This is a genomic window from Pseudomonas sp. Sample_21 (assembly GCF_004307525.1).
Classification (GTDB): domain Bacteria; phylum Pseudomonadota; class Gammaproteobacteria; order Pseudomonadales; family Pseudomonadaceae; genus Aquipseudomonas; species Aquipseudomonas atacamensis.
This window is the reverse complement of record NZ_RCNZ01000089.1, coordinates 64,383-89,570: the sequence shown is the minus strand read 5'-3', so window position 1 is coordinate 89,570 and position 25,188 is coordinate 64,383. Positions and strand designations below refer to the sequence as shown.

Sequence of the window (25,188 nt, the reverse complement as noted above, 5' to 3'; positions counted from 1 at the left end):
AATCTGAGGGCCCCTTCGCGAGCAGGCTCGCTCCCACAGTTGAAATGCATTCCAATGTGGGAGCGAGCCTGCTCGCGAAGGTCGCGCCTCGGTATTACGTCTTACTGAGCCGCAGGGGTGATATCCCGCATCGGCTTGCCTTTGACCGGCGCGCCGTTCGCGACGTAATAAGCAGCATTGCTGCGCGGCAGCGGCTTGCGGCCACGGATCTTGTCGGCGATTTTCTCGGCCATCATGATCGTCGGCGCGTTAAGGTTGCCGGTGGTGATGATCGGCATGATCGAGGCATCGACCACGCGCAGGCTCTGCATGCCGTGCACACGACCTTCGCCATCGACCACGGCCATCTCGTCGGTGCCCATCTTGCACGAGCAGGACGGGTGGAACGCGGTTTCGGCGTGCTCGCGGATGAACTTGTCGAGCTGCTCATCGGTTTGCACGTCGATGCCCGGGCTGATTTCGCGACCACGGAACGCGTCGAGTGCCGGTTGCTGCATGATTTCGCGGGTCAGGCGGATGCCGTCGCGGAATTCCTGCCAGTCCTGCTCGGTGGCCATGTAGTTGAACAGGATGCTCGGGTGCTGGCGCGGATCCTTGGACTTGACCTGGATGCGACCACGGCTCGGCGAGCGCATGGAGCCCATGTGCGCCTGGAAACCATGTTCTTTCACGCCGTTGCTGCCGTTGTAGTTAATCGCCACCGGCAGGAAGTGGTACTGGATGTTCGGCCATTCGAATTCCGGACGCGAACGAATGAAACCGCCGGCCTCGAACTGGTTGCTGGCGCCGATGCCGGTGCCGTTGAACAGCCACTCGGCACCGATCGCCGGCTGGTTGTACCAGAGCAGCGATGGATACAGCGAAACCGGTTGGGTACAGGCGTATTGCAGGTACAGCTCAAGGTGATCCTGCAGGTTTTCACCGACGCCCGGCAGATCGTGGACCACCGGGATGTCGAGGCTTTCCAGCAGTTTCGCCGGGCCGACACCGGAGCGCTGCAGAATCTGCGGCGAAGCGATGGCGCCGGAGCACAGCAGAACTTCCTTGCGCGCCTTGGCTTCAACACGTTCTTCAGCGTCGCCGATCAGGTAACGCACGCCGACCGCGCGCTTGCCTTCGAACAGAATCTTGTCGGTCAGCGCGTGGGTGACGATGGTCAGGGTCGAACGCTTCTTGGCGATGTCGAGGTAGCCACGGGCGGTGGAAGCACGGCGGCCGTTCGGCGTCACGGTGCGGTCCATCGGGCCGAAGCCTTCCTGCTGGTAACCGTTGAGGTCTTCGGTGCGCGGGTAACCGGCCTGCACGCCGGCTTCAACCATGGCGTGGAACAGCGGGTTGTTGCCGGCTTTCGGCGTGGTCACGCTGACCGGGCCGTCGCCACCGTGGTAATCGTTCGGACCGATGTCACGGGTTTCGGCTTTGCGGAAGTACGGCAGGCAATCGAGGTACGACCAGTCTTCCAGGCCCGGCAGTTTCGCCCAGCCGTCGTAGTCCATGGCGTTGCCACGGATGTAGCACATGCCGTTGATCAGCGAAGAGCCGCCAAGGCCCTTGCCGCGACCGCATTCCATCCGGCGACCGTCCATGTGTGGCTCTGGATCGGTTTCGTAGGCCCAGTTGTAGCGACGCCCCTGCAGCGGGAAGGCCAGCGCGGCTGGCATCTGGGTACGGAAGTCGAGGCGGTAGTCCGGGCCGCCCGCTTCGAGCAGCAGAACGGTGACGCCTTCGTCTTCAGTCAGACGGGTCGCCAGAGTGTTACCGGCCGAGCCGGCACCGATGATGATGTAATCGAATTCTTGGGACATTGAATGCACCCTCTTTGAAGTTGGTCAGGTCAACTGTGACCGCGCACCTGTGGCGAGGGGATTTATCCCCGCTCGGCTGCGCAGCAGTCGCAGAGTCAGCGACTGGTTCTGTCTGGAGAATTGCAGTGTCTGGAGGGGGGCCGCTTCGCAGCCCGACGGGGATGAATCCCCTCGCCACAATGGCCCCACCCGGACTCTGAGTCAGATCAGAACACCGAGACGTAATCGCCCAGCTCGACCTGTACCGATTTGATGCGGGTGAAGTTGTTCAGCGAGCTGATCCCGTTCTCACGGCCAACACCCGACTGCTTGTAGCCGCCGACCGGCATTTTTGCGTCGGACTCGCCCCAGGCGTTGATCCAGCAGATACCGGCTTCCAGTTGATGAATCACGCGGTGGGCGCGGTTCAGGTCCTTGGTAACGATACCGGCGGCCAGGCCGAAGTCGGTGTCGTTGGCGCGGCGGATCACTTCTTCTTCGGTTTCGTAGGAGAGGATCGCCATCACCGGGCCGAAGATTTCTTCGCGCACGATGGTCATGTCGTCGGTGCAGTCGGTGAACACGGTTGGCGCAACGAACGCGCCTTTGGCGAATTCGCCGTCGGTCAGACGACCGCCGCCGCACAGCACGCGTGCGCCTTCTTCTTTACCCTTGGCGATGTAAGCCAACACGCTTTCCATGTGCGGGAAGCTGACCAGCGGGCCGAAGTTGGTGTTTTCGTCTTCCGGGTTGCCAACGCGGATGCGCGCAACGCGCTCAACGATCTTGGCCTCGAACGCGGCTTTCAGATGCGCCGGTACGAATACGCGAGTGCCGTTGGTGCAGACCTGACCGGAGCTGTAGAAGTTGGCCATCATCGCCGTGTCGGCGGCGCGATCGAGGTCGGCGTCGTCGCAGATGATCAGCGGCGACTTGCCACCCAGTTCCATGGTCACGTCCTTGAGCGACGAAGCCGAGGCGCTGGCCATGACTTTCTTGCCGGTGTCGGTGCCGCCAGTGAAGGAGATTTTCTCGATGCGCGGGTGCTCGGTCAGCCAGGTGCCGACTTCGCGGCCGCTGCCGGTCAGGACGTTGAACACGCCGTTCGGCACGCCGGCCTCGGTGTAGATCTCGGCCAGTTTCAGGGTGGTCAGCGAGGTGACTTCGCTTGGCTTGAAGATCATCGCGTTACCGGCGGCCAGGGCTGGAGCGGATTTCCACAGGGCGATCTGGATCGGGTAGTTCCACGCGCCGATACCGGCGACCACGCCCAGTGGTTCGCGACGGGTGTAAACGAAAGAGGTGTCACGCAGCGGGATCTGCTCGCCTTCGATGGCGGGCACCAGGCCTGCGTAGTATTCCAGCACGTCAGCGCCGGTGACGATGTCGACGTACTTGGTTTCGGAGAAGGATTTGCCGGTGTCCAGGGTTTCCAGCGCGGCCAGTTCATCGTTGCGCTCGCGCAGGATGTCGACGGCGCGACGCAGGATGCGCGAACGCTCCATGGCGGTCATCGCGGCCCAGATTTTCTGGCCCTTTTCGGCGCTGACCACGGCGCGCTCGACGTCGTCTTTGGTCGCACGTTGCACCAGTGCGAGGACTTCACCGTTCGCCGGGTTGATGGCTTCGAAGGTGGCGTCGCTGCCGGCGTCGGTGTACGCGCCATCGATGTAGAGTTTTTGCAGTTCGAAACGGGCCATAGTGTCCTCGCAAGTGCATTGGTGGTTGGCGTTGACCACCGCGATCACGCTGCGGTGGAGTTCAGGGGCCGAGCATTTTCTCTGTGCTCTAGCTCACCTTCTTGGCCAATTGGAAATCCATGTATTCGTAAGCGATCTGTTGCGCCTGCGCCGTGTCGAAAGCGTCTCCCGACAGCGCGCCGCGCAACCACAAGCCGTCGATCAAAGCTGCCAGGCCTCGGGCGGCATTGCGCGCATCTTCGAGCGGCAACACACGGCGGAACTGGCAGCACAGGTTGGAATACAGACGGTGATCGTTGATCCGCTGCAACCTGTGCAAAGACGGCTGGTGCATGCTGGTGGCCCAGAAGGCCAGCCAGGTTTTCATTGCCGGGCCATTGACCTGGCTGGCGTCGAAGTTGCCTTCGATGATCACCTGCAGATGCGCCCGTGGGCTGTCATCTGCCAGCGCCTGACGGCGCGCGGTGACGCTCTCGCTGAGGGCGGTCATCAGGTACCGCATCGTGGCGGCGATCAGGCCGTTCTTGTCCTGAAAGTAATGACTGATGATGCCATTCGAGACACCGGCCAAACGGGCGATCAGCGCAATGCTGGCGTCCCCCATTCCGACCTGATCGACCGCTTGCAAAGTGGCTTCGATCAGTTGTTGGCGGCGGATGGGTTGCATACCGACCTTGGGCATCTTGCACATCTCCTTAGGCCTTCCGAGGGGCGAATGACGCCGATCGGATTGAGGGCCAGTCTATTTTGTTTTGATTGAACGTTCAATCAACAAAGAATAAGATCTGCGACAATTCGTCGCTGCCTACAGAAAATTCCTACGCGTGATGACGATAAAAACCGACACCTGAAACGGCTCGAAACCTGCGTGGGGCATGGCGCGGTTCGCGATTCGATGGACGTGTTGAAAGGGCAAGACGCTCGGGGCCAGGTTTCGGATGAACGTCCGTCGCCTCTGGCCACGAAAGCGAATACGCAACGCCATTTCGGCAGGTTCGGGCTTTTTTCGGAGTGTCTTTATATCACCCGCCGGTCGGCTGCCAACTAACCGATTGGTCGGGTTCCGTGATGCCTTGTGTTCTTCTCTCGCACTGCCTGGAGCATTTGTGCCATGAGTTCTGCCTCGCTAATAAAGACCCCGCCCGAGAAGGTGACGGTCAACGGTTGGGTGTTCTACACCTCGACCGCGCTGATTCTGTTGTTGACCGCCATTCTGATCATCGCCCCGCAAGAGGCCGGCAGAATGTTAGGGATGGCCCAGGCCTGGTTGTCGCGCAGCTTCGGCTGGTACTACATGGTGGTGATCGCCGCCTACCTGGTGTTCGTGGTCGGTCTGGCGTTTTCCTCGTACGGCAAACTCAAACTGGGCAGCAAGGACGACACCCCGGATTTCAGTTACGGCGCCTGGGCGGGGATGCTGTTCTCGTCGGGCATTGGTATTTCGCTGTTGTACTTCGGCGCGTCCGAACCGCTGGATCACTATTTCAATCCGCCGGAAGGCACCTCGGCCACCAACATGGCCGCGCGTCAGGCAGTGCAACTGACCTTCCTGCACTGGGGCCTGCACGGCTGGGCGATTTACGCTTTGGTCGGCCTGGCCGTGGCGTATTTTGCCTATCGGCATAACCAGCCGCTGGCGCTGCGTTCGGCGCTGTATCCATTGGTCGGCGAGCGTTGGGTCAAAGGCGCTGCCGGTCACGCGGTGGACGGCTTCGGCATGTTCGTGACCCTGCTGGGTCTGGTGACCAACCTGGGGATTGGCTCGCTGCAAGTGTCGTCCGGGCTGGAAAACCTGTTCGGCATGGAGCACAGCAACACCAACCTGCTGATCGTCATCATCGTCATGAGCACCGTGGCGACCATCGCTGCCGTGTCGGGTGTGGAAAACGGCATCCGCCGTCTGTCCAACCTGAACATCGTGCTGTTCAGTGGCCTGCTGATTTTCGTCCTGCTGTTCGGCCCGACTTTGCACCTGCTCAACGGCTTTGTGCAGAACATCGGTGACTACCTCAACGGCGTGGTGCTGAAGACCTTTGACCTGTACGTCTATGAAGGCGACAGCGCCAAGTCCGACCGCTGGTTGGGCCTGTGGACGCTGTTCTACTGGGCGTGGTGGATTTCCTGGGCGCCATTCGTGGGCATGTTCATCGCACGGATTTCCCGTGGCCGCAGTGTGCGTGAACTGGTTGCTGGCGTGCTGCTGATTCCGCTGGGCTTCACCTTGGCGTGGCTGTCGATCTTCGGCAACTCGGCGCTGGATCTGGTGATGAACCAGGGCGCGGTGGAACTGGGCAAGACGGCGCTGGAACAGCCGTCGATGGCGATCTATCAGTTGCTTGAGCATTACCCGGCGTCGAAAGTCGTCATCGGGGTGTCGATCTTTGTCGGCTTCGTGCTGTTCCTGACCCCGGCCGACTCCGGTGCGGTGATGATGGCGAATCTTTCCTGCAAGGGCGGCAACGTCGATGAAGACGCGCCGCACTGGCTGCGGATCTTCTGGTCGGTGGTGATCACGCTGGTGACCATCGGCCTGCTGTTCGCCGGCAACTTCGAAGCCATGCAGACCATGGTCGTGCTGGCCGGCCTGCCGTTTTCGGTGGTGCTGATCTGCTTCATGTTCGGCCTGCACAAGGCGATGCGCCAGGACGTGCAGATCGAACAGGAGCAAGCGCAACTGGCCGAGCGCGGGCGCCGTGGTTTCAGCGAGCGCCTGACGCAACTGGATCTGCAGCCGAGCCAATCGGTGGTGCAGCGCTTCATGGACAAGCACGTCACCCCGGCGCTGGAAGATGCAGCGGCGCAATTGCGCAATCAGGGCATTGAAGTGCAGACGCTGCTGGGCAAGGCCAAGCGTTGCATGGGCGTGCGGGTCGAGATGGAAGAGGGCAACCCTTTCGTCTACGAAGTGAGCCTGGATGGTTATCTGGCAACCCCGACCGAATCGGCGCAATCAGATGAAGCGCGTCAGCGTTATTACCGCGCTGAGGTGTATCTGCACAATGGCAGCCAGGATTACGACTTGATGGGCTTCACCCCGGAGCAGATCACCCGGGATGTGCTGGATCAGTTTGAAAGCCATCGGCAGCTTCTTGGCCGGGTGTACAGCTAAACAGCTAAAACAAAAGGGGCTCGATTGAGCCCCTTTTGCATGATCGTTCCCACGCTCCGCGTGGGAATGCATCAATGGACGCTCTGCGTCCGCTGTTGTGGGACGCGGAGCGTCCCGGGCTGCATTCCCACGCGGAGCGTGGGAACGATCACGCCGCGATAATCTCGCGGCGTTTTTGTGTCTGCGGGGTTTACCCCAGATTCTTGCCCAACAGCGCGTGATACAACTCGCTGTCGCCGAGAATCCCCACCACATGATTGTTATCGTGCAGCACCAGCTTGTTGCCGGTCTGATAACGAATCTGCAGCGCGTCACGCATGCCGATGTTCGAGTCCACCAGCGTCGGTTTGCGCTCCAGGCCTTCCACTGCTTGCCCCGGTGCCCAGTTCTGCAGATTCAGCACCGAGCCGTTCTGCCGCGCGCCTTTGATGGTGTTGCCTTCGGCCAGGTCCAGCCACGAGTCGCCGCCAGGATCCAGGCACACCGAGCCGTTGATGCGTTTGCACTTGTCCAGCGTGCGCATCAGGCTGCGGCCGCAGAGCACGTTGAGCGGATTGGTGTGGGCGACGAAGGTGCGCACATAGTCGTCCGCCGGGTTGAGGACGATCTCTTCCGGCACGCTGTACTGGATGATCCGGCCGTCTTTCATGATCGCGATGCGGCTGCCGAGTTTGAGTGCTTCATCAAGGTCGTGGCTGACAAACACGATGGTCTTGCTCAGCTTGCGTTGCAGCTCCAGCAGTTCATCCTGCAGACCCTGGCGGATCAGCGGGTCGAGAGCCGAGAACGGTTCGTCCATCAGCAGAATATCGGCGTCCATGGCCAGCGCGCGGGCGAGGCCGACGCGTTGCTGCATGCCGCCGGAGAGCTCGTCCGGCTTTTTGTTGCGCCACTGGGTCAGGCCGACCAGTTCGAGTTTCTCGTCGACCAGTTTCTTGCGTTCCTTCTCCGGTCGACCCTGCATTTCCAGACCGAAACTGATGTTCTCGCGCACTGTCAGCCAGGGCATCAGGGCGAACTTCTGGAACACCATCGCAATACGCTTGGTGCGCATCATCTTCAGCTCGGCGGGCGTGCAGGACGCGATATCGATCTGGCGGTTTTCATGCTCGACGAACAGCTTGCCGCGGCTCACCGTGTTGAGGCCGTTGATGCAGCGCAGCAGGCTCGACTTGCCCGAGCCGGACAGGCCCATCAGCACGCAGATCTCGCCTTTGTTGATGTCCAGCGTGGCTTTTTCCACGCCGACGATCTGACCGGTCTTCTTCAGGATCTCGTTGCGGGTCATGCCCTGATCGAGCAGCTTGAGTGCCTCGCGCGGGTCCTTGGAGAAGATTACGTCGACGTCTTCGAAGCGAATTATGCTCATGCGTCACCCCCTACTTTAGCGTCGGGTTGTTTGCAGATACGGTCGAGCATGATCGCCAGCAGTACGATTGCCAGGCCTGCTTCGAAGCCCAGCGCAATATCAGCAGTGTTCAGTGCGTTGACCACCGGTTTGCCGAGTCCGTCGGCACCGACCAGTGCCGCGATCACCACCATCGACAGCGACAGCATGATGCACTGGGTGATGCCGGCCGCGATGCTCGGCATGGCGTGCGGCAGTTCGATCCTTGAAAGCAATTGGCGACGCGAGCAGCCGAAGGCCTTGCCGGCGTCCATCAGTTCTTGCGGGACATCGCGGATGCCCAGGTAGGTCAGGCGGATCGGCGCCGCGATGGCGAACACCACCGTCGAGATCAGGCCCGGAACCACACCCAGCCCGAAGAGGGTCAGGGTAGGAATGAGGTAAACGAAGGTCGGTACGGTCTGCATCAGATCGAGCACCGGCCGCATCATGGTGTAGAACATCGGTTTGTGCGCGGCGACGATGCCCAGCGGCACGCCGATCAACACGCAGACCAGGGTGGCGAACAGCACCTGGGCGAGGGTTTCCATGGTTTCCTGCCAGTATCCCAGGTTGAGGATCAGCAGGAAGGAAGCAATGACGAAGGCGGTCAGCCCCCATTTGCGCTGGATGAAGTGTGCCAGTAGTGCGATCAGGCCGATCAAGACCAGCGGGTTGAACCAGGTCAGCGCAAACGTCACGCCGTGGATCATCGTTTCCAGTGTCACGGCGATTGCGTCGAAGGTGTTGGCGCCGTGTTGCGTCAACCATTCGACGAAGCCCGCGATGTACTGGCCTAAAGGTATTTTCTGATCAATCAGCATGGTAGTGAACGTCCGCATGCAAGGAAATTAACAGCCCGGGCAGGCACGCCTGCCCGGCATAAGCGGTGCCTTTCAAATCAAGGCGCGAGCTTGGCTTTCACGGCCTCCAGGCCTGGTTTACCGTCAATGGTGGTCACGCCAGCGAGCCAGGTATCGAGCACCTGTGGATTCTTTTTCAGCCAGGCCTTGGCGGCCGCGTCAGGCTTCATCTTGTCGTCGAGGATGTTGCCCATCAGTTCACTTTCCATGTCGACGGTGAACTCCAGGTTTTTCAACAGCTGACCGACGTTGCTGCATTCTTCGGCGTAACCCTTGCGGGTGTTGGTCGCCACGGTGGCTGCGCCGAAATCGGGGCCGAAGAAGTCGTCGCCGCCGGTCAGGTATTGAATCTTGAAGCGCTTGTTCATCGGGTGCGGTGCCCAGCCGAGGAAGACCACGGCGGTGTCGCGCTTCTGCGCCCGGTCGACTTGCGAGAGCATGCCGGCCTCGGAAGATTCGACGATCTTGAAGCCTGCGGTTTTCAGGCCGAAGGCATCCTTGTCGATCATGCTCTGGATCAGCCGGTTGCCGTCGTTGCCCGGCTCGATGCCGTAGATCTTGCCGTCGAGCTCTTTCTTGAATTTGGCGATGTCGGCGAAGTCGTGCAGGCCTTTGTCGTACAGGGCTTGCGGCACGGCGAGGGTGTACTTGGCGCCCTTGAGGTTGGTGCGCACGGTGTCGACGGTGCCGGCATCGCGATACGGCTTGATGTCGTTCTCCATGGTCGGCATCCAGTTACCGAGAAACACGTCCATGTTCTTGCCGTCGGCCAGCGACTTGTAGGTCACGGGCACGGAGATCATGGTGGTTTTGGTCTTGTAGCCGAGGGCGTTGAGAACAACGGAAGTGGTGGCGGTGGTTGCGGTGATGTCGGTCCAGCCGACATCAGAGAAGTTAACGAGGCTGCACTGTGCCGGTTCTGCGGCTTGCGCCAGTAACGGCAGACTCAGCAGGGCGGCCAACAACAACGACGGGGAACCTTTCATGGATGGACTCCTTGGTGTTTTTTTTGGCAGTGTTCCGACTGTGGACCACCGCACTTATGGGTTGCGGTTGGTGGCGTTCTGACGACAGCTCTACCGCAGCGCCTTGCAATCGAGTCATCCCGATCATGTACCAGTGAAAATCTGACGCCTACAGGGAGGGTCGTATCCAGTACAGGGATGGTCGCTTCCAGTGTCGGTGACGTCGCTTACAGCTTTTTTCCGCCCCCGATGACCTGCTCGACTGCATAAAAACGGCGTATTTGCGGGGCGAAAACGTAACGACGCTGCTGGACATGACTGCGTCGGTGTCAGACGCCGAGCGCGCCGACAAAAGCCCGATGATGCCGGCATTCGGCGGATCGCAGCTTGAGCGTAGCAGCTCCGCCAGCGGGCGCTTTTGCCGCCCGGACCGGTATTCTCAGGAGCTTCGCAGCAATGGCTATCAGCGTTTTCGACCTGTTCAAAATCGGCATCGGCCCTTCCAGTTCCCACACCGTCGGGCCGATGCGCGCCGCCGCACTGTTCGTCGAGTCGCTGCGCGGCAAGCATCAGCTGGAACAGGTGCGGCGCATCGAGGTGCAGTTGTTCGGATCGCTTTCCGCCACCGGCATCGGTCACGGCAGCGACAACGCAGTGATCATGGGCCTGATGGGCGAGTGGCCGGACGCAATCGACCCGGCGCAGATCGGCCCGCGCATTCAGGCGCTGCGGGAAACCCATACGTTGTTATTGGATGGTCGCCTGTCGGTGCCGTTTGTGTGGGCGCGGGACATGCGCCTGATCGATGAAAACCTGCCATTCCATCCCAACGCCATGACGCTGGTGGCCGAAGGCGAGTTCGCTGAGCTGCACCGGGACACCTACTATTCGGTCGGCGGCGGCTTCGTCGTTGATGAGGCGCAAGCGTCCAGTGGTGTGGTCGATCTGGATCGCACCGAATTGCCCTACGACTTCTCCAGCGCGGTCGAGCTGCTGCAGTTGTGCAAAACGCACAACCTGCGCGTCGCTGAACTGATGATGGCCAACGAAAAGGTCTGGCGCAGTGAAGAAGAAATCCGCGCCGGGCTGATGAAACTGTGGCGAGCGATGCAGGATTGCGTCGAGCAAGGCCTCAAGCACGAAGGCATTCTGCCCGGCGGCCTGAACGTGCGGCGGCGTGCGGCGAAGTTGCACCGCAGCCTGCAAGAGCTGAACAAACCGAACGTCATCGGCTCGACCCTGAGCGCGATGGAGTGGGTCAACCTGTTCGCCCTGGCCGTCAATGAAGAGAATGCCGCCGGCGGGCGCATGGTTACCGCGCCGACCAACGGCGCGGCGGGGATCATCCCGGCGGTGCTGCACTACTTTATGAAATTCAGCGAGGCAGTCACAGACGCCAACGTCGTCGACTATTTCCTCGGCGCGGCGGCGGTCGGCATTCTGTGCAAGAAGAACGCTTCGATCTCTGGCGCCGAGGTCGGTTGTCAGGGCGAGGTCGGTTCGGCCTGCGCCATGGCAGCGGCGGGGCTGGCGGAGATTCTTGGCGCCACCCCTGAACAACTGTGCAATGCGGCGGAAATCGGCCTGGAGCACAACCTTGGTCTGACCTGCGACCCGGTCGGCGGGCTGGTGCAAGTGCCGTGCATTGAGCGCAATGCAATCGCGGCAGTGAAAGCCATCAACGCGGCGCAAATGGCCCTGCGCGGCGACGGCCAGCACTTTATCTCGCTGGACCGGGTGATCCGCACCATGCGCGATACCGGCGCCGATATGCATGACAAATATAAAGAGACTTCGCGCGGTGGCTTGGCGGTCAGTGCGGTTGAGTGCTGACCGTGAACCCGTGGCGAGGGGATTTATCCCCGCTGGGCTGCGAAGCAGTCCCAAATCCTGCAATCGAGTTTTGCCTGACACACTTTGGTGAATGGATTTACGACTGCTGCGCAGCCGATAGGGGATAAATCCCCTCGCCACAGGTTGATCTGGCAGAGTGGAGTGCCAGACCAGTCAAAACTGCTCGACAAAAGAACACCCCGATCCAGCCACGCCACCTTTTGGCGCGTCGCAATCAGACAAGCGTCACTGTCAGTCGTGACTTGTCGGTCGTTACTCGACCGTCCGTCGTCCGTGCTTGCGGTGACACTCTGTGCAAATCCGCTGCAGGCCAGTTCCCACAAGTGCTACCGATCTGCTCACAGGCTGCGCGGCAGGGCTCTGGCGGCGCCTGATGGCACTTCGAAATGGCGTGTTCCGAGGTCTCGTATAGACGCGTCGCGAGGTCGTTTTCAGGAGTTATTGAATGGCCGTCCAATTTCAGGCACGGCAATTGCTCTGTCATAACAAAGCCTGCTTTCTCTGTGAGACGCGGGCAATAACAAGAGCCTCCGCCTGAGGCCGCCACCCGCTTTGTGTGAGGAGATACCGCGATGACGTCGTTCAACTCCGGGGCCCAACCCCAGAACCGTGCGCCTCAATCCATCGGCTTTCTGCTGCTGGACAATTTCACGCTGATTTCCCTGGCGTCCGCCGTTGAGCCGCTGCGCATGGCCAACCAGTTGTCCGGTCGCGAGCTGTATCGCTGGAGCACCCTCACCGTCGATGGCGGCCAGGTCTGGGCCAGTGACGGTCTGCAGATCACTCCTGATGCCTCCATGCACAAAGCCCCGCCCCTGGACACGGTGATCGTCTGTGGCGGCATCGGCATTCAACGTACCGTAACCCGTGAACACGTCTCGTGGCTGCAAAGCCAGGCGCGCCAGTCCAAGCGCCTTGGCGCGGTGTGCACCGGCAGTTGGGCACTGGCCTGCGCCGGTCTGCTCGACGGCTTCGATTGCAGCGTGCACTGGGAATGTCTGGCGGCGATGCAGGAAGCCTTCCCGCGCGTGGCCATGAGCACACGTTTGTTCACCCTCGACCGTAACCGCTTCACCAGCTCCGGCGGCACCGCGCCGCTGGACATGATGCTGCACCTGATCAGTCGCGATCACGGTCGTGAACTGTCGGCAGCGATCTCGGAAATGTTCGTCTACGAGCGCATCCGCAACGAACAGGATCACCAGCGCGTGCCGCTCAAGCACATGCTCGGCACCAACCAGCCGAAGTTGCAGGAAATCGTCGCGCTGATGGAAGCCAATCTTGAAGAGCCGATCGATCTGGATGAACTGGCGGTGTATGTCGCGGTGTCGCGTCGACAGCTGGAGCGGTTGTTCCAGAAATACCTGCACTGCTCGCCGTCACGCTATTACCTGAAGCTGCGCCTGATCCGCGCCCGGCAACTGCTCAAGCAGACGCCGATGTCGATCATCGAAGTGGCGTCGGTGTGTGGTTTCGTCTCCACGCCGCACTTCTCCAAGTGCTACCGCGAATACTTCGGCATCCCGCCGCGTGACGAACGCGTGGGCTCCAACACCACCCAGCAGGTAGCGATGCTGCCGCTGCCGCAGGCCATCGTGATGTCGCCGCTCTCGGGGCCGATGTCGGCGCTGAGTCAGGCGCGCAATGAGTCGACGTTTGCCAGCGTAAGGCTGTAGACCGAGTCTGACCGTTCCCACGCAGAGCGTGGGAACGGTCAGGTGGGAGCGAGCCTGCTCGCGAAGGGGTTTCTCAGGCGCTGTGGGACTGCTGGTAATCCGAGAGGGCCGGCAACAATTGCTTGTCGATCGCCTGACGCACCGCCGGCTGAATGCTGGCGCCGCTGGTGTACATGTCCTTGACCATCTTGCGCAGTTCAAATGCGCGAACATTGTCCAGGCCGCGCACCGCACACTCGCAGGCCTGCTCGGCGGTGGTACCGCTCGGCACCTGAATACCCAAGGCCTTGAGCTGGCCCAACAGATCTTCCTGGTCAATCAAATCGGCGTACATCATTACGCAAATCCTTCTGTGGCAACGGAGGTCTTGGCTCGATTCTGGTGGCCCCGACCGGACGCGGCAAGGGCGTTTTGTCGCGGTGGCCGGGACGACTATGAACAGGTCGTTTTCGGCTAACCGACTGGATGGGCGACTAGGCACACTGGCTCCAGCTCGCTTCACGAAGGTTTGGTCACCCTCGCCTGGCAGCTCCTCAACAGTACCCTCCTCAGCTCCGATCCTGTCACGGCTTGATCGGAGTTTTTTTTGCCTGTGATTCAGTTAGTAGCGCGTTGTTTGGACTGACGCTTTCGCGAGCAAGCTCGCTCCCACAGTTGAAATGCATTCCAATGTGGGAGCGAGCCTGCTCGCGAAGAACGATGACGCGGTTCAACGTTGCAACACCAGAATCCGCGACAACAACTCATCCCGGTCGACATAGCAGCCCTGAAAATGCCGCGCCCCGGTCGCTGGGTCAAAGGCATTGCGCGCATGCAGCGTGCGGCGGTTGTCAAAGCACCACAACTCGCCCGGCTTGAGCCGCTGCATCAGCCGAAACCGCGGCTCGCGGGTCATCGCAATAAAGCGCCGATAGGCTCGATACAGCAGCGGCATCTGCGCCACCGACGTATCGAACGCCCCGCGCAGAAAGTTGGCCATGCGAATCTCCGCCACCCGGCCCAGCGCATCCACAGCGATGATCGGCGCCAGGCAGCGATAGTCGCTGTGCCGGTCCTTGTTGCGAAATTCCACAGGGATTTCGCACAGAGCCTCAAACAGCTGCGGCTCCTCCTGACGCAAGGCGTCGGCGATCGCAAAACCATCGACGAAAATACTTTCGCCACCCTCGGCATCATTCACCAGGCAATGCAGAAATTGCAGCCCCGGTTGCAGCTCTCGTGTCGGCAAATCCGTGTGCAATGGCAGGTTGAAGGCGGTGTAGGCGTTGCTGTCGGCGTCGGCTTTGGATTGCACATTGAACAGCACGCCGAAATTGCTTTCGCGAATGAAGGAAATCCGCTGCGCGATGAGCTTCAGCGAGCCCGGCTCGGTGGGCACGCCGCGCACTTGGGTCAGGCCGATGTCGCGTAAGGCGAGCAACCATTGCAGCAGCGCGGCGTTGTCGTTCATCAGCGCGATGTAGTCGAACACCGGCAACTGCAGATCGCTGTGCCACAAATGGGGCTGCGGTTTGCCGGCCAGGCGTTCGGCGCGGGATTCATCGTCATAGGCATGTGCGCGCAACCAGCCCGGATCGAAGCGGCTCAGGTGACCATCCTGCCAGTCGATGCGCAGGCAACCATCGCTGTCGATGCGCGTGGCCAGCGGTCGCAAATCCTCTGCGGCATCGACGCTCTCGAAAACCTGCTCGCGAGTGACGCTGTAGACACATTGATCACACGGGCAATTGTCGCGCAGCCATACGTGGTGAAACGGGCTGACACGCCCGTCAGCCCATTCGATGACAACGCGATCCGCCAAACCCTGCACGCCACCGAGCGCGCTGATCAACGGATAAGTACGAAAATCGGCAACAGCAACGGCGGTGTTCATGGCGGCTCCTTGGCAGTGGGGATTTACCGAGCGGGTGGCAGCGCGATCACGCGGCCGATGTAAGCGGGAGCGGGCAGGTCGGTCTGATCCGCGACGATGGCCTGCAAGCGATGCAACGTATCGGGGCTGAACGGAGCCGAGCGCGGGCCGGCGAGGTCGACGTGCAAAAGCATCTGTTCATTGCCGGCCAACTCTTGCTCATCGCCGACCTTGTGCAGGCTGTGATAGAGGTGCAGGCGCTTGCTGTCATAGCCGATGATTTGCGTGCGCACTTCCACCTCGGTGTCGAGTTTCACTTCGTGCAGATAATTGAGGTGCAGTTCGAGGGTGAACAGCGAGTGGCCGCTGGCCTCGCGGTTGCTGCTGTCCATGCCGAGGCGGTCCATCAGCGCGTCGGTGGCGTAGCTGAAGATAAGCAAGTAAAAGGCGTCGCGCAGGTGGCCGTTGTAGTCGACCCAGTCGGGGATGATGGTGGTTTGGTAGGTGGTGAGGTGGGGCATGGTTTCGGTTTCCGCAGTTGATGGGTGAAGATCAAGAGCAACCCCCTCACCCCAGCCCTCTCCCCCAAGGGGGCGAGGGGGAAAGGGAGCCGATTTTCGAGCCTTTCAAGTCCAGAGTTCGACGCAGTGGTCAAGTCGGCGTAGCTTGCAAAAACACCTCGGTCAGTCCCCTCTCCCTCCGGGAGAGGGTTAGGGTGAGGGCAGCGGTGCCATGTCATACGCATTACTCGCTGAAACTCATTCCATGCTTTTCCTTGGTGGTTTTCACCGCCTCGAGCACCGCCAGCAAACAGTCATCACGATAGCGCTCCAGCGCCGAAATGCTGTGCCGACCGAGCTGATCGGTGGTGCCATCGACCACATCATCGATCAACTTGTCGGTCAGCTCCGGTGCCGGCAGATACGTCCACGGCAACTGCAACGCCGGGCCGAATTGCGACATGAAGTGGCGCATGCCGGCATCGCCGCCGGCCAGGGTGTAAGTCAGGAAAGTGCCCATGAACGACCAGCGCAGACCGGCGCCAAAGCGAATCGCATCGTCGATTTCGCCAGTCGTCGCGACACCGTCGTTGACCAGGTGCAGCGCTTCGCGCCACAGCGCTTCGAGCAATCGGTCGGCGATGAAACCCGGCACTTCCTTGCGCACATGCAGCGGGCGCATGCCGAGGGATTGGTAGACTTGCATCGCCGCTTGCACCGCCTCCGGCGCGGTGTTTCTGCCGCCGACCACTTCCACCAGCGGCAACAGATAAACCGGGTTGAACGGATGCCCGACCACGCAGCGTTCAGGGTGCGTCGAACTCTCATAGAACTCGCTGGGCAAAAGGCCTGAAGTGCTGGAGCCGATCAGCGCATCGGGCTTGGCGGCGGCGCTGATCTTGCTGTGCAGGTCGAGCTTCAGTTCCAGCCGTTCCGGGGCGCTTTCCTGGATGAAATCGGCGTCACGCACACATTCCTCGATGGTTGCGACAAAGCGCAGACGATCCTGCGAAGCACCCGGCGCCAGGCCGTTTTTTTCCAGCGCGCCCCAGGCATTGGCCACGCGTTGGCGCAATGCCGCCTCGGCGCCGGGCGCCGGGTCCCAGGCCACTACATCAAGTCCGTGGGCGAGGGCGCGGGCGACCCAGCCACTGCCGATGACACCACTGCCGAGAGCGGCGAAGGTTTTGATTTCGGTGATAAAGCGCATGACGATTTCCTGGAGAGAGTTCGGTGATCCCTGTGGAAACTCTGTTCTCGTGGCGAGGGGATTTATCCCCGATCGGCTGCGAAGCAGTCGTAAAACCTGTGCTCTCGGTCTATCTGATGCCCCGGGTTGTCAGGTTTTGGGGCGGCTTCGCCACCCATCGGGGATAAATCCCCTCACCACAAAATTTATGTTCACAGGGAAATAAGGTGAGGTTCAGCCGCGCTGGGTCAGGCCCATTTTTTTGCGACCTTCGGCCGGCGTCAGCACGCGGGCACCGAGGCGGCTGAGGATTTCCGTGGCGCGTTCAACCAATTGGCCATTGGTCGCCAGCACGCCTTTGTCCAGCCACAGGTTGTCCTCCAGCCCGACCCGCACGTTGCCGCCCAGCAGCACCGCTTGCGCCGCCATCGGCATCTGCATGCGGCCGATGCCGAAGCCGGCCCACACCGCGTCGGCGGGCAGGTTGTCGACCATGGCTTTCATCGTGGTGGTGTCGGCCGGCGCGCCCCACGGGATGCCCAGGCACAGTTGAAACAGCGGGTTGTCGAGCAAGCCTTCCTTGATCATCTGCTTGGCGAACCACAGATGCCCGGTATCGAAAATCTCCAGCTCGGCCTTCACCCCCAGTTCGGTGATGCGCTTGGCGCCGGCGCGCAGTTGCGCCGGGGTAGAGACGTAAATGGTGTCGCCGTCGCCGAAGTTCAGCGTGCCGCAATCGAGGGTGCAGATTTCCGGCAGCAGTTCTTCAACGTGGGCGAGACGGGTCAGCGGACCGACCAGATCGGTGTTCGGGCCGAACTCCATCGGCTTCTCGCCAGGGCCGATTTCCAGGTCGCCGCCCATCCCGGCGGTGAGGTTGACGATGATGTCGACGTCCGCCTCGCGGATGCGCTCCATCACTTCGCGGTACAGCGCCACGTCACGGCTGAACTTGCCGGTCTGCGGGTCGCGCACATGGCAGTGCACGACGGTGGCGCCGGCCTTGGCCGCTTCCACCGCAGCAGCGGCAATCTGTTTCGGGGTGACCGGCACGTGTGGGCTCTTGGCGGTCGTGTCGCCAGCACCGGTGAGTGCGCAGGTGATGATGACGTCGTGGTTCATGGTGCGTTTCCTTCAGGCGTGATGGGTCTGTCCGCAGCCCGTGGCGGGGATGCGAAGCGTGGTTCAGTGGCCTCTCCCATCTGGGAGAGGGGGTTCAAAAAAGGGTTATTTGCTGGTCAGCTGGAGGTTTTCAGCAGCCGGTTTGCCATCGAAAGTCGTCACACCTTCAAGCCAGCGCTGTTTGTCTTCGGGGTGATCCTTGAGCCACTGCTTCGCCGACTCGAAGGCATCCTTGTGATCGAGCAGCGGCTGCATCATCCGGCTCTCGGATTCAGCGGTGAACGTCAGGTTGGTCAGCAGGCGGCCGATGTTCGGACATTGCTCGGCGTACTTCGGTGACGTGACCGTCCACACCGTGGCCATGCCTTCGTTCGGGCCGAGGGCGTCTTCGCTACCAGTCAGATAGGTCATCTGGATATTGACGTTCATCGGGTGCGGCGCCCAGCCGAAGAACACTACGGCTTCCTTGCGGCGCACGGCGCGATCGACGGCGGCGAGCATGCCGGCCTCGCTCGATTCGACCAGCTGGAATTTGCCCAGACCAAACTGGTTCTTGGCGATCATCGCTTTGATCTGCGTGTTGGCACCTGAGCCTGGCTCGATGCCGTAGATCTTGCCCCCCAATTCCTTCTCGAATTTGGCGATGTCAGCGAAGGTTTTCAGGCCCTTGTCAGCCAGATAGGTCGGCACGGCGAGGGTGGCGCGGGCGTCTTTCAGGCTCGGTGCTTCGAGCACTTTGACCTGATTGGCCTCGACGAATGGCGTGATGGTCTGGGTCATCAGCGGGTTCCAGTAGCCGAGGAACAAGTCCAGGCGCTGATCGCGAATCCCGGCAAAGATGATCTGCTGCGAGGCGCTGGTCTGTTTGGTGCTGTAGCCGAGGCCGTCGAGCAGGACCTGGGTCATGGCACTGGTGGCGATCACGTCAGTCCAGTTGACCACGCCCATGCGTACGTTCTTGCAGGAGGCCGGTTCGGCCGCCATCACGCCGGTGCTGAAGAAAGCGGTACCGCTGAGTGCAAGAACGCAGCTGCTGATCAGTCGTTTCATGTCGGGTTCCTCGGCAGTTCGATTATTGTGGTTCCCGGCATCTGCGCGCCGGTGAGGCCAAGTTACGCAGCTATGCACCCGTGAAAGCGCACTGCGGCGACTGGCATTTGCACTGTAGCGACCTGCACGCTTGAACGCCGCCGATAATCGGCGTATCAACGAGCCACGCGACCCGCCAACCGAGTGCGCCCATGCCCCAGGATTTCTACTTTTTGCTGATGCCGGGGTTCTCCGCCATCGGCTTTATTTCCGCGATCGAACCGTTGCGCGTGGCCAACCGCTTTCGCGGCGAGTTGTACCGCTGGCATGTGCTCAGCGCCGATGGCGGCGCGGTACTGGCGAGCAACGGCATGTCGGTCAACGCCGATGCGGCACTGGAGCCGCTGAAGAAAGGCGCGACCTTGCTGGTGGTGGCCGGCTTCGAACCGCTGAAGTTCATCACGCCGACGCTGGAGCACTGGTTGCGCAGGCTGGACAAGGACGGCGTAACCCTCGGCGCCATCGACACCGGCAGCTTCGTCCTCGCCGAAGCGGGCCTGCTCGATGGCCATCGCCTGACCCTGCACTGGGAGGCGATCGATGCGTTCAAGGAGTCTTATCCACAGCTCAGCGTGACCCAGGAACTGTTTGAGATCGACCGGCGGCGGATCACCTCGGCGGGAGGTACGGCCTCGATTGATCTGATGCTCGACCTGATCGCCCAGGCCCACGGCGCGCAACTGGCGATTCAGGTCAGCGAGCAGTTTGTGCTCGGGCGCATCCGCCCGCGCAAGGATCACCAGCGCATGGAAGTCGCCACGCGTTACGGGATCAACAACAAGAAACTGGTGCAGGTGATCGGCGAGATGGAACAGCACAGCGAACCGCCGCTGACCACGCTGCAACTGGCGGAGTCGATCAAGGTGACCCGGCGGCAACTGGAGAGGTTATTCCGGCTGCACCTGAACGATACGCCGAGCAACTTCTATCTGCGGTTGAGGCTGGAAAAGGCCCGGCAACTGTTGCGCCAGACCGACATGAGCGTGCTCGAAGTCAGCATTGCCTGCGGGTTTGAATCACCGTCGTATTTCACCCGCAGTTATCGCGCGCGTTTCGCCCGCTGCCCCCGCGAAGACCGGCGTACCGCGCAGGCGTGAATGGTTTCAGCAACACCCTAGAACCCTGTGGGAGCGGGCTTGCCCGCGATGAGGCCAGCACATCCAACATTGTTATTGCCGGACACACCGCCATCGCGGGCAAGCCCGCTCTCACAGGTTCGAAGGTGATTTCGGGAATCGGGTTATTTCTTCACCAACGCCGAACACGCCGCCTTGTAAGCCTCATGCTGATATTTGTTCAACGTCCCGGGCAGTTCGAAATTGTGCTTCTTGGCCTGCGCGTTGATCGTCTGTGGCGACAGCAGTGTCACCTCACAACCATCAAGCAACTGAAACACGCCCTCGATCTTGAACGTCGTCGGCCCACCGGCAAACTCGCCCTTTTTGCTGCGCTTTTTGATCGCGATTCGGTCCACCGAGTTTTCCCGCACAAACGACGCCACCTGCGCCGCAAACCGCCGCACGTTCGCCGCCTCGTCATCGTCATCCAGAGCAATCTTCTTCGTGGCGAGAGGGACGTGGCTCAACGTCGAACCGTCGAGCGCCGCCACGGCGATGATCGCTTCGCTGCCTTTGATTTCAATGCCGCAGATGTTCATGGGAATCCTTAGACTGGCTTAAGAGGTTCAGCTTACAGCTCAAACACTCACTCCTGCCCGATCGACTCCAAAAACTCCGACCGTTCATCACTCATCCGCGCGACACAATCATTCTGCGCAATGGTGAACGCCTTGCTCCCCGCCGTTGCCGGGAACGCTTCCACCGCGCAATCCGCATCCCGCGTCTTCAACCATTGTTGCTGGGCGGTTTTCAGTTTGGCGGTGATGTCGGCCAGTTGCGTCGGGTTCTTGCCGTAGGCGGTCTGCATGCGTTCGCTGAGGCTGGCGTAGTTGTCTTTGAGCAGGTCTTCGGCGGTGCTGCGGCTGTAGGCGGAGCATTCCAGGGTCTGGATGTCGTTTTCCACCGCGTCGCACGGGTTGTTCTCGGATTCTTCGGCGGCGTGGGCGCCGGTCGCAATCAGTGCCAGGGCGAGGAAGATCGATTTCATTGGGGTCGCTCTAATCCGTTGGTAGGTGCAGGCTGCGGCAGATTCTGGCGCAAGCGCGCGGGCTTGAACAGCCAGCCGAGGAGGGCGGCTGACGACCCTTTGTCGCGGATTGACGCTTTCGGCAATTCCCCTGTCGTTTTTGCACCCGGGCGCCCCGGCACCGAGGCATATGCTGGCCCCAAAGCGCCGGCAGACGATTCGGCGCATGAATCGCCAATAAGGGGACGCCTGATGAGCCCAGCCGAATTACACGCCGACAGCATCGTTATCGACGGTCTGATCATTGCCAAATGGAACCGCGAGCTGTTCGAAGACATGCGCAAGGGCGGTCTGACGGCGGCGAACTGCACTGTGTCGGTGTGGGAAGGCTTTCAGGCGACCGTGAACAACATTGCTGCCAGCCAGAAACTGATCCGTGAGAACAGCGATCTGGTGATGCCGGTGCGCACCACCGCCGACATCCGTCGGGCCAAGGAGCAGGGCAAGACCGGTATCCTCTTCGGCTTCCAGAATGCCCACGCTTTCGAAGACCAGATCGGCTATGTCGAGGTGTTCAAGCAGCTCGGCGTTGGCATCGTGCAGATGTGCTACAACACCCAGAATCTGGTCGGCACCGGGTGCTACGAGCGTGATGGCGGCCTGTCAGGTTTCGGTCGCGAGATCGTTGCCGAGATGAACCGCGTCGGCGTCATGTGCGACCTGTCCCACGTCGGTTCCAAGACATCTGAAGAAGTCATTCTCGAATCGAAAAAACCGGTCTGCTACTCGCACTGCCTGCCGTCGGGTCTCAAAGAGCACCCGCGCAACAAGTCCGATGCCGAGCTGAAGTTCATTGCCGACCACGGCGGGTTTGTCGGCGTGACCATGTTCGCGCCGTTCCTCGCCAAGGGCATCGATTCGACCATCGACGATTACGCCGAAGCGATCGAATACACCATGAACATCGTTGGCGAAGACGCCATCGGTATCGGCACCGATTTCACTCAGGGTCACGGCCAGGACTTCTTCGAATACCTGACCCACGACAAGGGTTACGCCCGCCGCCTGACCAGCTTCGGCAAGATCATCAACCCCCTGGGCATCCGCACCGTCGGCGAATTCCCCAACCTCACCGAAACCCTGCTCAAGCGCGGCCATTCCGAGCGCGTGGTGCGCAAGATCATGGGCGAGAACTGGGTAAGCGTTCTTAAGAACGTCTGGGGCGAATAACGCTTTCTCAAGACCGCCGCCGATCTGCCCCCTCTCCTGCGGGAGAGGGTTGGGGTGAGGGCCGCGGCCAACACTGAACCATCATTTTTCTGGAGTTAAGTTTCCATGGCCAAGATCGCCCCGCAATTGCCTATCGAAGTCGACAGCGAGACCGGTGTCTGGACCTCCGACGCCCTGCCAATGCTGTATGTGCCGCGTCACTTTTTCGTCAACAACCACATGGGCATCGAGGAAGTGCTCGGCGCTGAAGCCTATGCCGAGATCCTCTACAAGGCCGGCTACAAATCCGCCTGGCACTGGTGTGAAAAGGAAGCCGAATGCCACGGCCTGGAGGGCGTCGCGGTGTTCGAACACTACATGAAGCGCCTGTCGCAGCGCGGCTGGGGTCTGTTCAAGATCCAGGACATCGACCTCGACAAAGGCACCGCCAGCGTCAAGCTCGAGCACTCGGCATTCGTCTATGTCTACGGCAAGGTCGGGCGCAAGGTCGATTACATGTTCACCGGCTGGTTCGCCGGCGCCATGGACCAGATTCTCGAAGCCCGTGGCAGCAAGATCCGTACTGTCGCCGAACAAGTCTACGGAGGCTCCGAAGAGGGCCACGATGACGGCTTGTTCATCGTCAAGCCGTTGTAAGCCGAGGACCGTGCCATGGCTTTCGAAGCAATGTTCCAGCCGATCCAGATCGGCAAACTGACCATCCGCAACCGCGTGCTCAGCACCGCGCACGCCGAGGTCTACGCGACTGACGGTGGCATGACCACCGACCGCTACGTCAAATACTACGAAGAGAAAGCCAAGGGCGGTATCGGCCTGGCCATCTGCGGCGGTTCGTCCGTGGTGGCGATCGACAGCCCACAGGAATGGTGGAGTTCGGTCAATCTGTCCACCGACCGGATCATTCCGCACTTCCAGAATCTGGCCGACGCCATGCACAAGCATGGCGCCAAGATCATGATCCAGATTACCCACATGGGCCGGCGCTCGCGCTGGGACGGTTTCAACTGGCCGACCTTGATGTCGCCCTCGGGCATCCGTGAACCGGTGCACCGCGCCACTTGCAAAACCATCGAGCCGGAAGAGATCTGGCGAGTGATCGGCAACTACGCCCAGGCCGCGCGCCGGGCCAAGGCCGGTGGCCTCGATGGCGTCGAACTGTCGGCAGTGCACCAGCACATGATCGACCAGTTCTGGAGCCCGCGCGTCAACAAGCGTACCGATGAATGGGGCGGCACCTTCGAAGGGCGGATGAAGTTCGGCCTGGAAGTGCTGAAAGCCGTGCGCGCCGAGGTCGGTGACGACTTCTGCGTGGGCATGCGCCTGTGCGGTGACGAGTTCCACCCGGACGGCTTGTCCCACGAGGACATGAAGCAGATCGCCAAGTATTACGACGACACCGGCATGCTCGATTTCATCGGCGTGGTCGGCTCGGGTTGCGATACCCACAACACCCTGGCCAACGTTATTCCGAACATGAGTTATCCACCGGAGCCGTTCCTGCACCTGGCTGCCGGGATCAAGGAAGTGGTCAAGGTGCCGGTGTTGCACGCGCAGAACATCAAGGACCCGAACCAGGCCACGCGCATCCTTGAGGGCGGTTACGTCGACATGGTCGGCATGACCCGCGCGCACATCGCTGACCCGCACCTGATCGCCAAGATCAAGATGGGCCAGATCGACCAGATCAAGCAGTGCGTCGGCGCCAACTATTGCATCGACCGTCAGTATCAGGGTCTGGACGTGCTGTGCATCCAGAACGCCGCGACCTCCCGTGAATACATGGGCGTGCCGCACATCATCGAGAAATCCACCGGGCCGAAACGCAAGGTGGTGATCGTCGGTGCCGGCCCGGCCGGGATGGAAGCCGCGCGCGTGGCTGCCGAGCGTGGCCACGACGTCACGCTGTTCGAGAAGAAAGAATTCATCGGCGGGCAGATCACCACCGCATCGAAAGCACCGCAGCGTGACCAGATCGCCGGCATCACCCGCTGGTTCCAGCTGGAACTGGCGCGGCTGAAAGTCGATCTGCGCCTGGGCACGGCGGCGGATGCCGACACCATCATGGACCTGCGTCCGGACGTGGTGGTGCTGGCGGTTGGCGGTCATCCGTACCTTGAGCAGAACGAACACTGGGGCGCGGCCGAAGGGCTGGTGGTCAGCAGCTGGGACGTGCTCGACGGCAAGGTTGCGCCGGGCAAGAACGTGCTGGTCTACGACACCATTTGCGAGTTCACCGGCATGTCGGTCGCCGACTTCCTCGCCGACAAGGGCAGCCAGGTCGAGATCGTCACCGACGACATCAAACCTGGCGTGGCCATCGGCGGCACATCGTTCCCGACCTACTACCGCAGCATGTATCCGAAAGAAGTGATCATGACCGGCGACATGATGCTGGAGAAGGTCTACCGCGAAGGCGACAAGCTGATCGCGGTGCTGGAGAACGAATACACCGGCGCGAAAGAGGAACGGGTGGTCGATCAGGTGGTCGTCGAAAACGGCGTGCGCCCGGACGAGGAAATCTACTACGCCCTCAAGGACGGCTCGCGCAACAAGGGCCAGATCGACGTCGAAGCGCTGTTCGCGATCCAGCCGCAACCTTCGCTGAGCGAGGCGGGCGACGGCTACTTGCTGTTCCGCATCGGCGACTGTGTGGCGCAGCGTAATACCCACGCCGCGATCTATGACGCCCTGCGACTCTGCAAGGATTTCTAAGACACGTTAACTGATCGTTCCCACGCTCCGCGTGGGAATGCAACCAGGGACGCTCCGCGTCCTTTGTGACG

At 61.0% G+C, this 25,188-nt stretch carries 21 protein-coding genes; 7 read left to right on the top strand and 14 right to left on the bottom strand.

From position 1 onward, the window contains the following. Positions 1 to 101: 101 nt before the first annotated feature. The 3 genes from betA to betI all read right to left on the bottom strand — a co-directional run bounded on the left by betA (position 102) and on the right by betI (position 4,166). Positions 102 to 1,805 carry a choline dehydrogenase gene (gene betA / locus D8U71_RS17105; RefSeq protein WP_130888282.1) on the bottom strand — a complete coding sequence of 568 codons (1,704 nt, stop codon included), beginning with the start codon at positions 1,803 to 1,805 and terminating at the stop codon, positions 102 to 104. Between the two features lie 206 nt (positions 1,806 to 2,011). After that, positions 2,012 to 3,484: a betaine-aldehyde dehydrogenase gene (gene betB, locus D8U71_RS17100; RefSeq protein WP_024014608.1), complete on the bottom strand. Its 1,473-nt coding sequence runs from the start codon at positions 3,482 to 3,484 to the stop codon at positions 2,012 to 2,014. A gap of 88 nt (positions 3,485 to 3,572) precedes the next feature. After that, positions 3,573 to 4,166 (bottom strand): transcriptional regulator BetI, encoded by a 594-nt coding sequence (gene betI / locus D8U71_RS17095; protein WP_024014607.1) that lies wholly within the window; start codon positions 4,164 to 4,166, stop codon positions 3,573 to 3,575. A gap of 486 nt (positions 4,167 to 4,652) precedes the next feature. Here betI and D8U71_RS17090 point away from each other — a divergent pair, with 486 nt between their 5' ends. After that, on the top strand, positions 4,653 to 6,593 hold the full coding sequence (locus tag D8U71_RS17090; RefSeq protein WP_223630511.1) for a BCCT family transporter: 1,941 nt from the start codon (positions 4,653 to 4,655) through the stop codon (positions 6,591 to 6,593). Between the two features lie 190 nt (positions 6,594 to 6,783). On the opposite strand, the gene choV is transcribed toward D8U71_RS17090, so the two are convergent. The 3 genes from choV to D8U71_RS17075 all read right to left on the bottom strand — a co-directional run bounded on the left by choV (position 6,784) and on the right by D8U71_RS17075 (position 9,829). Next, positions 6,784 to 7,962 (bottom strand): choline ABC transporter ATP-binding protein, encoded by a 1,179-nt coding sequence (gene choV, locus D8U71_RS17085; protein ID WP_016772804.1) that lies wholly within the window; start codon positions 7,960 to 7,962, stop codon positions 6,784 to 6,786. Beyond that, a complete protein-coding gene (gene choW, locus D8U71_RS17080; protein WP_130888281.1) occupies positions 7,959 to 8,804 on the bottom strand; it encodes a choline ABC transporter permease subunit in 846 nt (281 codons plus the stop codon). Before choW ends, choV begins: the two co-directional genes overlap by 4 nt. Positions 8,805 to 8,881: 77 nt before the next feature. After that, positions 8,882 to 9,829 (bottom strand): choline ABC transporter substrate-binding protein, encoded by a 948-nt coding sequence (locus D8U71_RS17075; protein ID WP_016772806.1) that lies wholly within the window; start codon positions 9,827 to 9,829, stop codon positions 8,882 to 8,884. Positions 9,830 to 10,264: 435 nt separating this feature from the next. Between D8U71_RS17075 and D8U71_RS17070 the strand changes: the two genes are divergently transcribed. Continuing rightward, on the top strand, positions 10,265 to 11,641 hold the full coding sequence (locus D8U71_RS17070) for an L-serine ammonia-lyase (RefSeq protein ID WP_024014604.1): 1,377 nt from the start codon (positions 10,265 to 10,267) through the stop codon (positions 11,639 to 11,641). Positions 11,642 to 12,234: 593 nt separating this feature from the next. Next, positions 12,235 to 13,338 (top strand): GlxA family transcriptional regulator, encoded by a 1,104-nt coding sequence (locus D8U71_RS17065; protein WP_007949927.1) that lies wholly within the window; start codon positions 12,235 to 12,237, stop codon positions 13,336 to 13,338. A 73-nt stretch (positions 13,339 to 13,411) separates the two neighbouring features. Here D8U71_RS17065 and D8U71_RS17060 read toward each other — a convergent pair whose 3' ends face one another. The 6 genes from D8U71_RS17060 to D8U71_RS17035 form a co-directional block, all read right to left on the bottom strand. Beyond that, positions 13,412 to 13,675: a hypothetical protein gene (locus D8U71_RS17060; RefSeq protein ID WP_016772808.1), complete on the bottom strand. Its 264-nt coding sequence runs from the start codon at positions 13,673 to 13,675 to the stop codon at positions 13,412 to 13,414. A gap of 372 nt (positions 13,676 to 14,047) precedes the next feature. Next, positions 14,048 to 15,211, bottom strand: a complete 1,164-nt coding sequence (locus tag D8U71_RS17055) for a gamma-butyrobetaine dioxygenase (protein ID WP_130888280.1) — start codon at positions 15,209 to 15,211, stop codon at positions 14,048 to 14,050. Between the two features lie 23 nt (positions 15,212 to 15,234). Further along, complete coding sequence (locus tag D8U71_RS17050) at positions 15,235 to 15,711, bottom strand: thioesterase family protein (protein WP_130888279.1); 477 nt, start codon at positions 15,709 to 15,711, stop codon at positions 15,235 to 15,237. A 223-nt stretch (positions 15,712 to 15,934) separates the two neighbouring features. After that, entirely contained in the window at positions 15,935 to 16,900 is a 966-nt protein-coding gene (locus D8U71_RS17045; protein ID WP_016772811.1) for an L-carnitine dehydrogenase, read from the bottom strand. Between the two features lie 213 nt (positions 16,901 to 17,113). Beyond that, positions 17,114 to 18,001 (bottom strand): 3-keto-5-aminohexanoate cleavage protein, encoded by an 888-nt coding sequence (locus D8U71_RS17040; protein WP_024014602.1) that lies wholly within the window; start codon positions 17,999 to 18,001, stop codon positions 17,114 to 17,116. 105 nt (positions 18,002 to 18,106) lie between these two features. Beyond that, a complete protein-coding gene (locus tag D8U71_RS17035; RefSeq protein WP_016772813.1) occupies positions 18,107 to 19,051 on the bottom strand; it encodes a choline ABC transporter substrate-binding protein in 945 nt (314 codons plus the stop codon). A gap of 191 nt (positions 19,052 to 19,242) precedes the next feature. On the opposite strand from D8U71_RS17035, the gene D8U71_RS17030 reads away from it, so the two are divergent. After that, positions 19,243 to 20,187 carry a GlxA family transcriptional regulator gene (locus D8U71_RS17030; protein ID WP_123443797.1) on the top strand — a complete coding sequence of 315 codons (945 nt, stop codon included), beginning with the start codon at positions 19,243 to 19,245 and terminating at the stop codon, positions 20,185 to 20,187. Positions 20,188 to 20,330: 143 nt separating this feature from the next. On the opposite strand, the gene D8U71_RS17025 is transcribed toward D8U71_RS17030, so the two are convergent. Both D8U71_RS17025 and D8U71_RS17020 read right to left on the bottom strand, forming a co-directional pair. Further along, entirely contained in the window at positions 20,331 to 20,747 is a 417-nt protein-coding gene (locus D8U71_RS17025) for a DUF3010 family protein (protein WP_016772815.1), read from the bottom strand. A 47-nt stretch (positions 20,748 to 20,794) separates the two neighbouring features. Further along, positions 20,795 to 21,196, bottom strand: a complete 402-nt coding sequence (locus tag D8U71_RS17020) for a lysozyme inhibitor LprI family protein (protein ID WP_125925563.1) — start codon at positions 21,194 to 21,196, stop codon at positions 20,795 to 20,797. 231 nt (positions 21,197 to 21,427) lie between these two features. Here D8U71_RS17020 and D8U71_RS17015 point away from each other — a divergent pair, with 231 nt between their 5' ends. From D8U71_RS17015 to dgcA, 3 genes are all read left to right on the top strand, one after another. Next, the gene (locus tag D8U71_RS17015; RefSeq protein WP_024014597.1) at positions 21,428 to 22,405 is read left to right on the top strand and encodes a dipeptidase; all 978 of its coding nucleotides are present in this window, start codon (positions 21,428 to 21,430) and stop codon (positions 22,403 to 22,405) included. Positions 22,406 to 22,510: 105 nt separating this feature from the next. Continuing rightward, entirely contained in the window at positions 22,511 to 23,041 is a 531-nt protein-coding gene (locus D8U71_RS17010; RefSeq protein ID WP_039757633.1) for a 4-vinyl reductase, read from the top strand. Positions 23,042 to 23,056: 15 nt separating this feature from the next. Further along, complete coding sequence (gene dgcA / locus D8U71_RS17005) at positions 23,057 to 25,117, top strand: dimethylglycine demethylation protein DgcA (RefSeq protein WP_122699693.1); 2,061 nt, start codon at positions 23,057 to 23,059, stop codon at positions 25,115 to 25,117. Positions 25,118 to 25,188: the final 71 nt, after the last annotated feature.

What these genes read in the sequence shown, in the direction of transcription:
- choV (WP_016772804.1), bottom strand. Translation starts at nt 7,962, where the DNA reads ATGAGCATAATTCGCTTCGAAGACGTCGACGTAATCTTCTCCAAGGAC.
- betI (WP_024014607.1), bottom strand. Translation starts at nt 4,166, where the DNA reads ATGCCCAAGGTCGGTATGCAACCCATCCGCCGCCAACAACTGATCGAA.
- D8U71_RS17025 (WP_016772815.1), bottom strand. Translation starts at nt 20,747, where the DNA reads ATGAACATCTGCGGCATTGAAATCAAAGGCAGCGAAGCGATCATCGCC.
- D8U71_RS17015 (WP_024014597.1), top strand. Translation starts at nt 21,428, where the DNA reads ATGAGCCCAGCCGAATTACACGCCGACAGCATCGTTATCGACGGTCTG.
- D8U71_RS17035 (WP_016772813.1), bottom strand. Translation starts at nt 19,051, where the DNA reads ATGAAACGACTGATCAGCAGCTGCGTTCTTGCACTCAGCGGTACCGCT.
- betB (WP_024014608.1), bottom strand. Translation starts at nt 3,484, where the DNA reads ATGGCCCGTTTCGAACTGCAAAAACTCTACATCGATGGCGCGTACACC.
- D8U71_RS17020 (WP_125925563.1), bottom strand. Translation starts at nt 21,196, where the DNA reads ATGAAATCGATCTTCCTCGCCCTGGCACTGATTGCGACCGGCGCCCAC.
- D8U71_RS17030 (WP_123443797.1), top strand. Translation starts at nt 19,243, where the DNA reads ATGCCCCAGGATTTCTACTTTTTGCTGATGCCGGGGTTCTCCGCCATC.
- D8U71_RS17045 (WP_016772811.1), bottom strand. Translation starts at nt 16,900, where the DNA reads ATGCGCTTTATCACCGAAATCAAAACCTTCGCCGCTCTCGGCAGTGGT.
- betA (WP_130888282.1), bottom strand. Translation starts at nt 1,805, where the DNA reads ATGTCCCAAGAATTCGATTACATCATCATCGGTGCCGGCTCGGCCGGT.
- D8U71_RS17050 (WP_130888279.1), bottom strand. Translation starts at nt 15,711, where the DNA reads ATGCCCCACCTCACCACCTACCAAACCACCATCATCCCCGACTGGGTC.
- choW (WP_130888281.1), bottom strand. Translation starts at nt 8,804, where the DNA reads ATGCTGATTGATCAGAAAATACCTTTAGGCCAGTACATCGCGGGCTTC.
- dgcA (WP_122699693.1), top strand. Translation starts at nt 23,057, where the DNA reads ATGGCTTTCGAAGCAATGTTCCAGCCGATCCAGATCGGCAAACTGACC.
- D8U71_RS17055 (WP_130888280.1), bottom strand. Translation starts at nt 15,211, where the DNA reads ATGAACACCGCCGTTGCTGTTGCCGATTTTCGTACTTATCCGTTGATC.
- D8U71_RS17040 (WP_024014602.1), bottom strand. Translation starts at nt 18,001, where the DNA reads ATGAACCACGACGTCATCATCACCTGCGCACTCACCGGTGCTGGCGAC.
- D8U71_RS17070 (WP_024014604.1), top strand. Translation starts at nt 10,265, where the DNA reads ATGGCTATCAGCGTTTTCGACCTGTTCAAAATCGGCATCGGCCCTTCC.
- D8U71_RS17075 (WP_016772806.1), bottom strand. Translation starts at nt 9,829, where the DNA reads ATGAAAGGTTCCCCGTCGTTGTTGTTGGCCGCCCTGCTGAGTCTGCCG.
- D8U71_RS17060 (WP_016772808.1), bottom strand. Translation starts at nt 13,675, where the DNA reads ATGATGTACGCCGATTTGATTGACCAGGAAGATCTGTTGGGCCAGCTC.
- D8U71_RS17010 (WP_039757633.1), top strand. Translation starts at nt 22,511, where the DNA reads ATGGCCAAGATCGCCCCGCAATTGCCTATCGAAGTCGACAGCGAGACC.
- D8U71_RS17065 (WP_007949927.1), top strand. Translation starts at nt 12,235, where the DNA reads ATGACGTCGTTCAACTCCGGGGCCCAACCCCAGAACCGTGCGCCTCAA.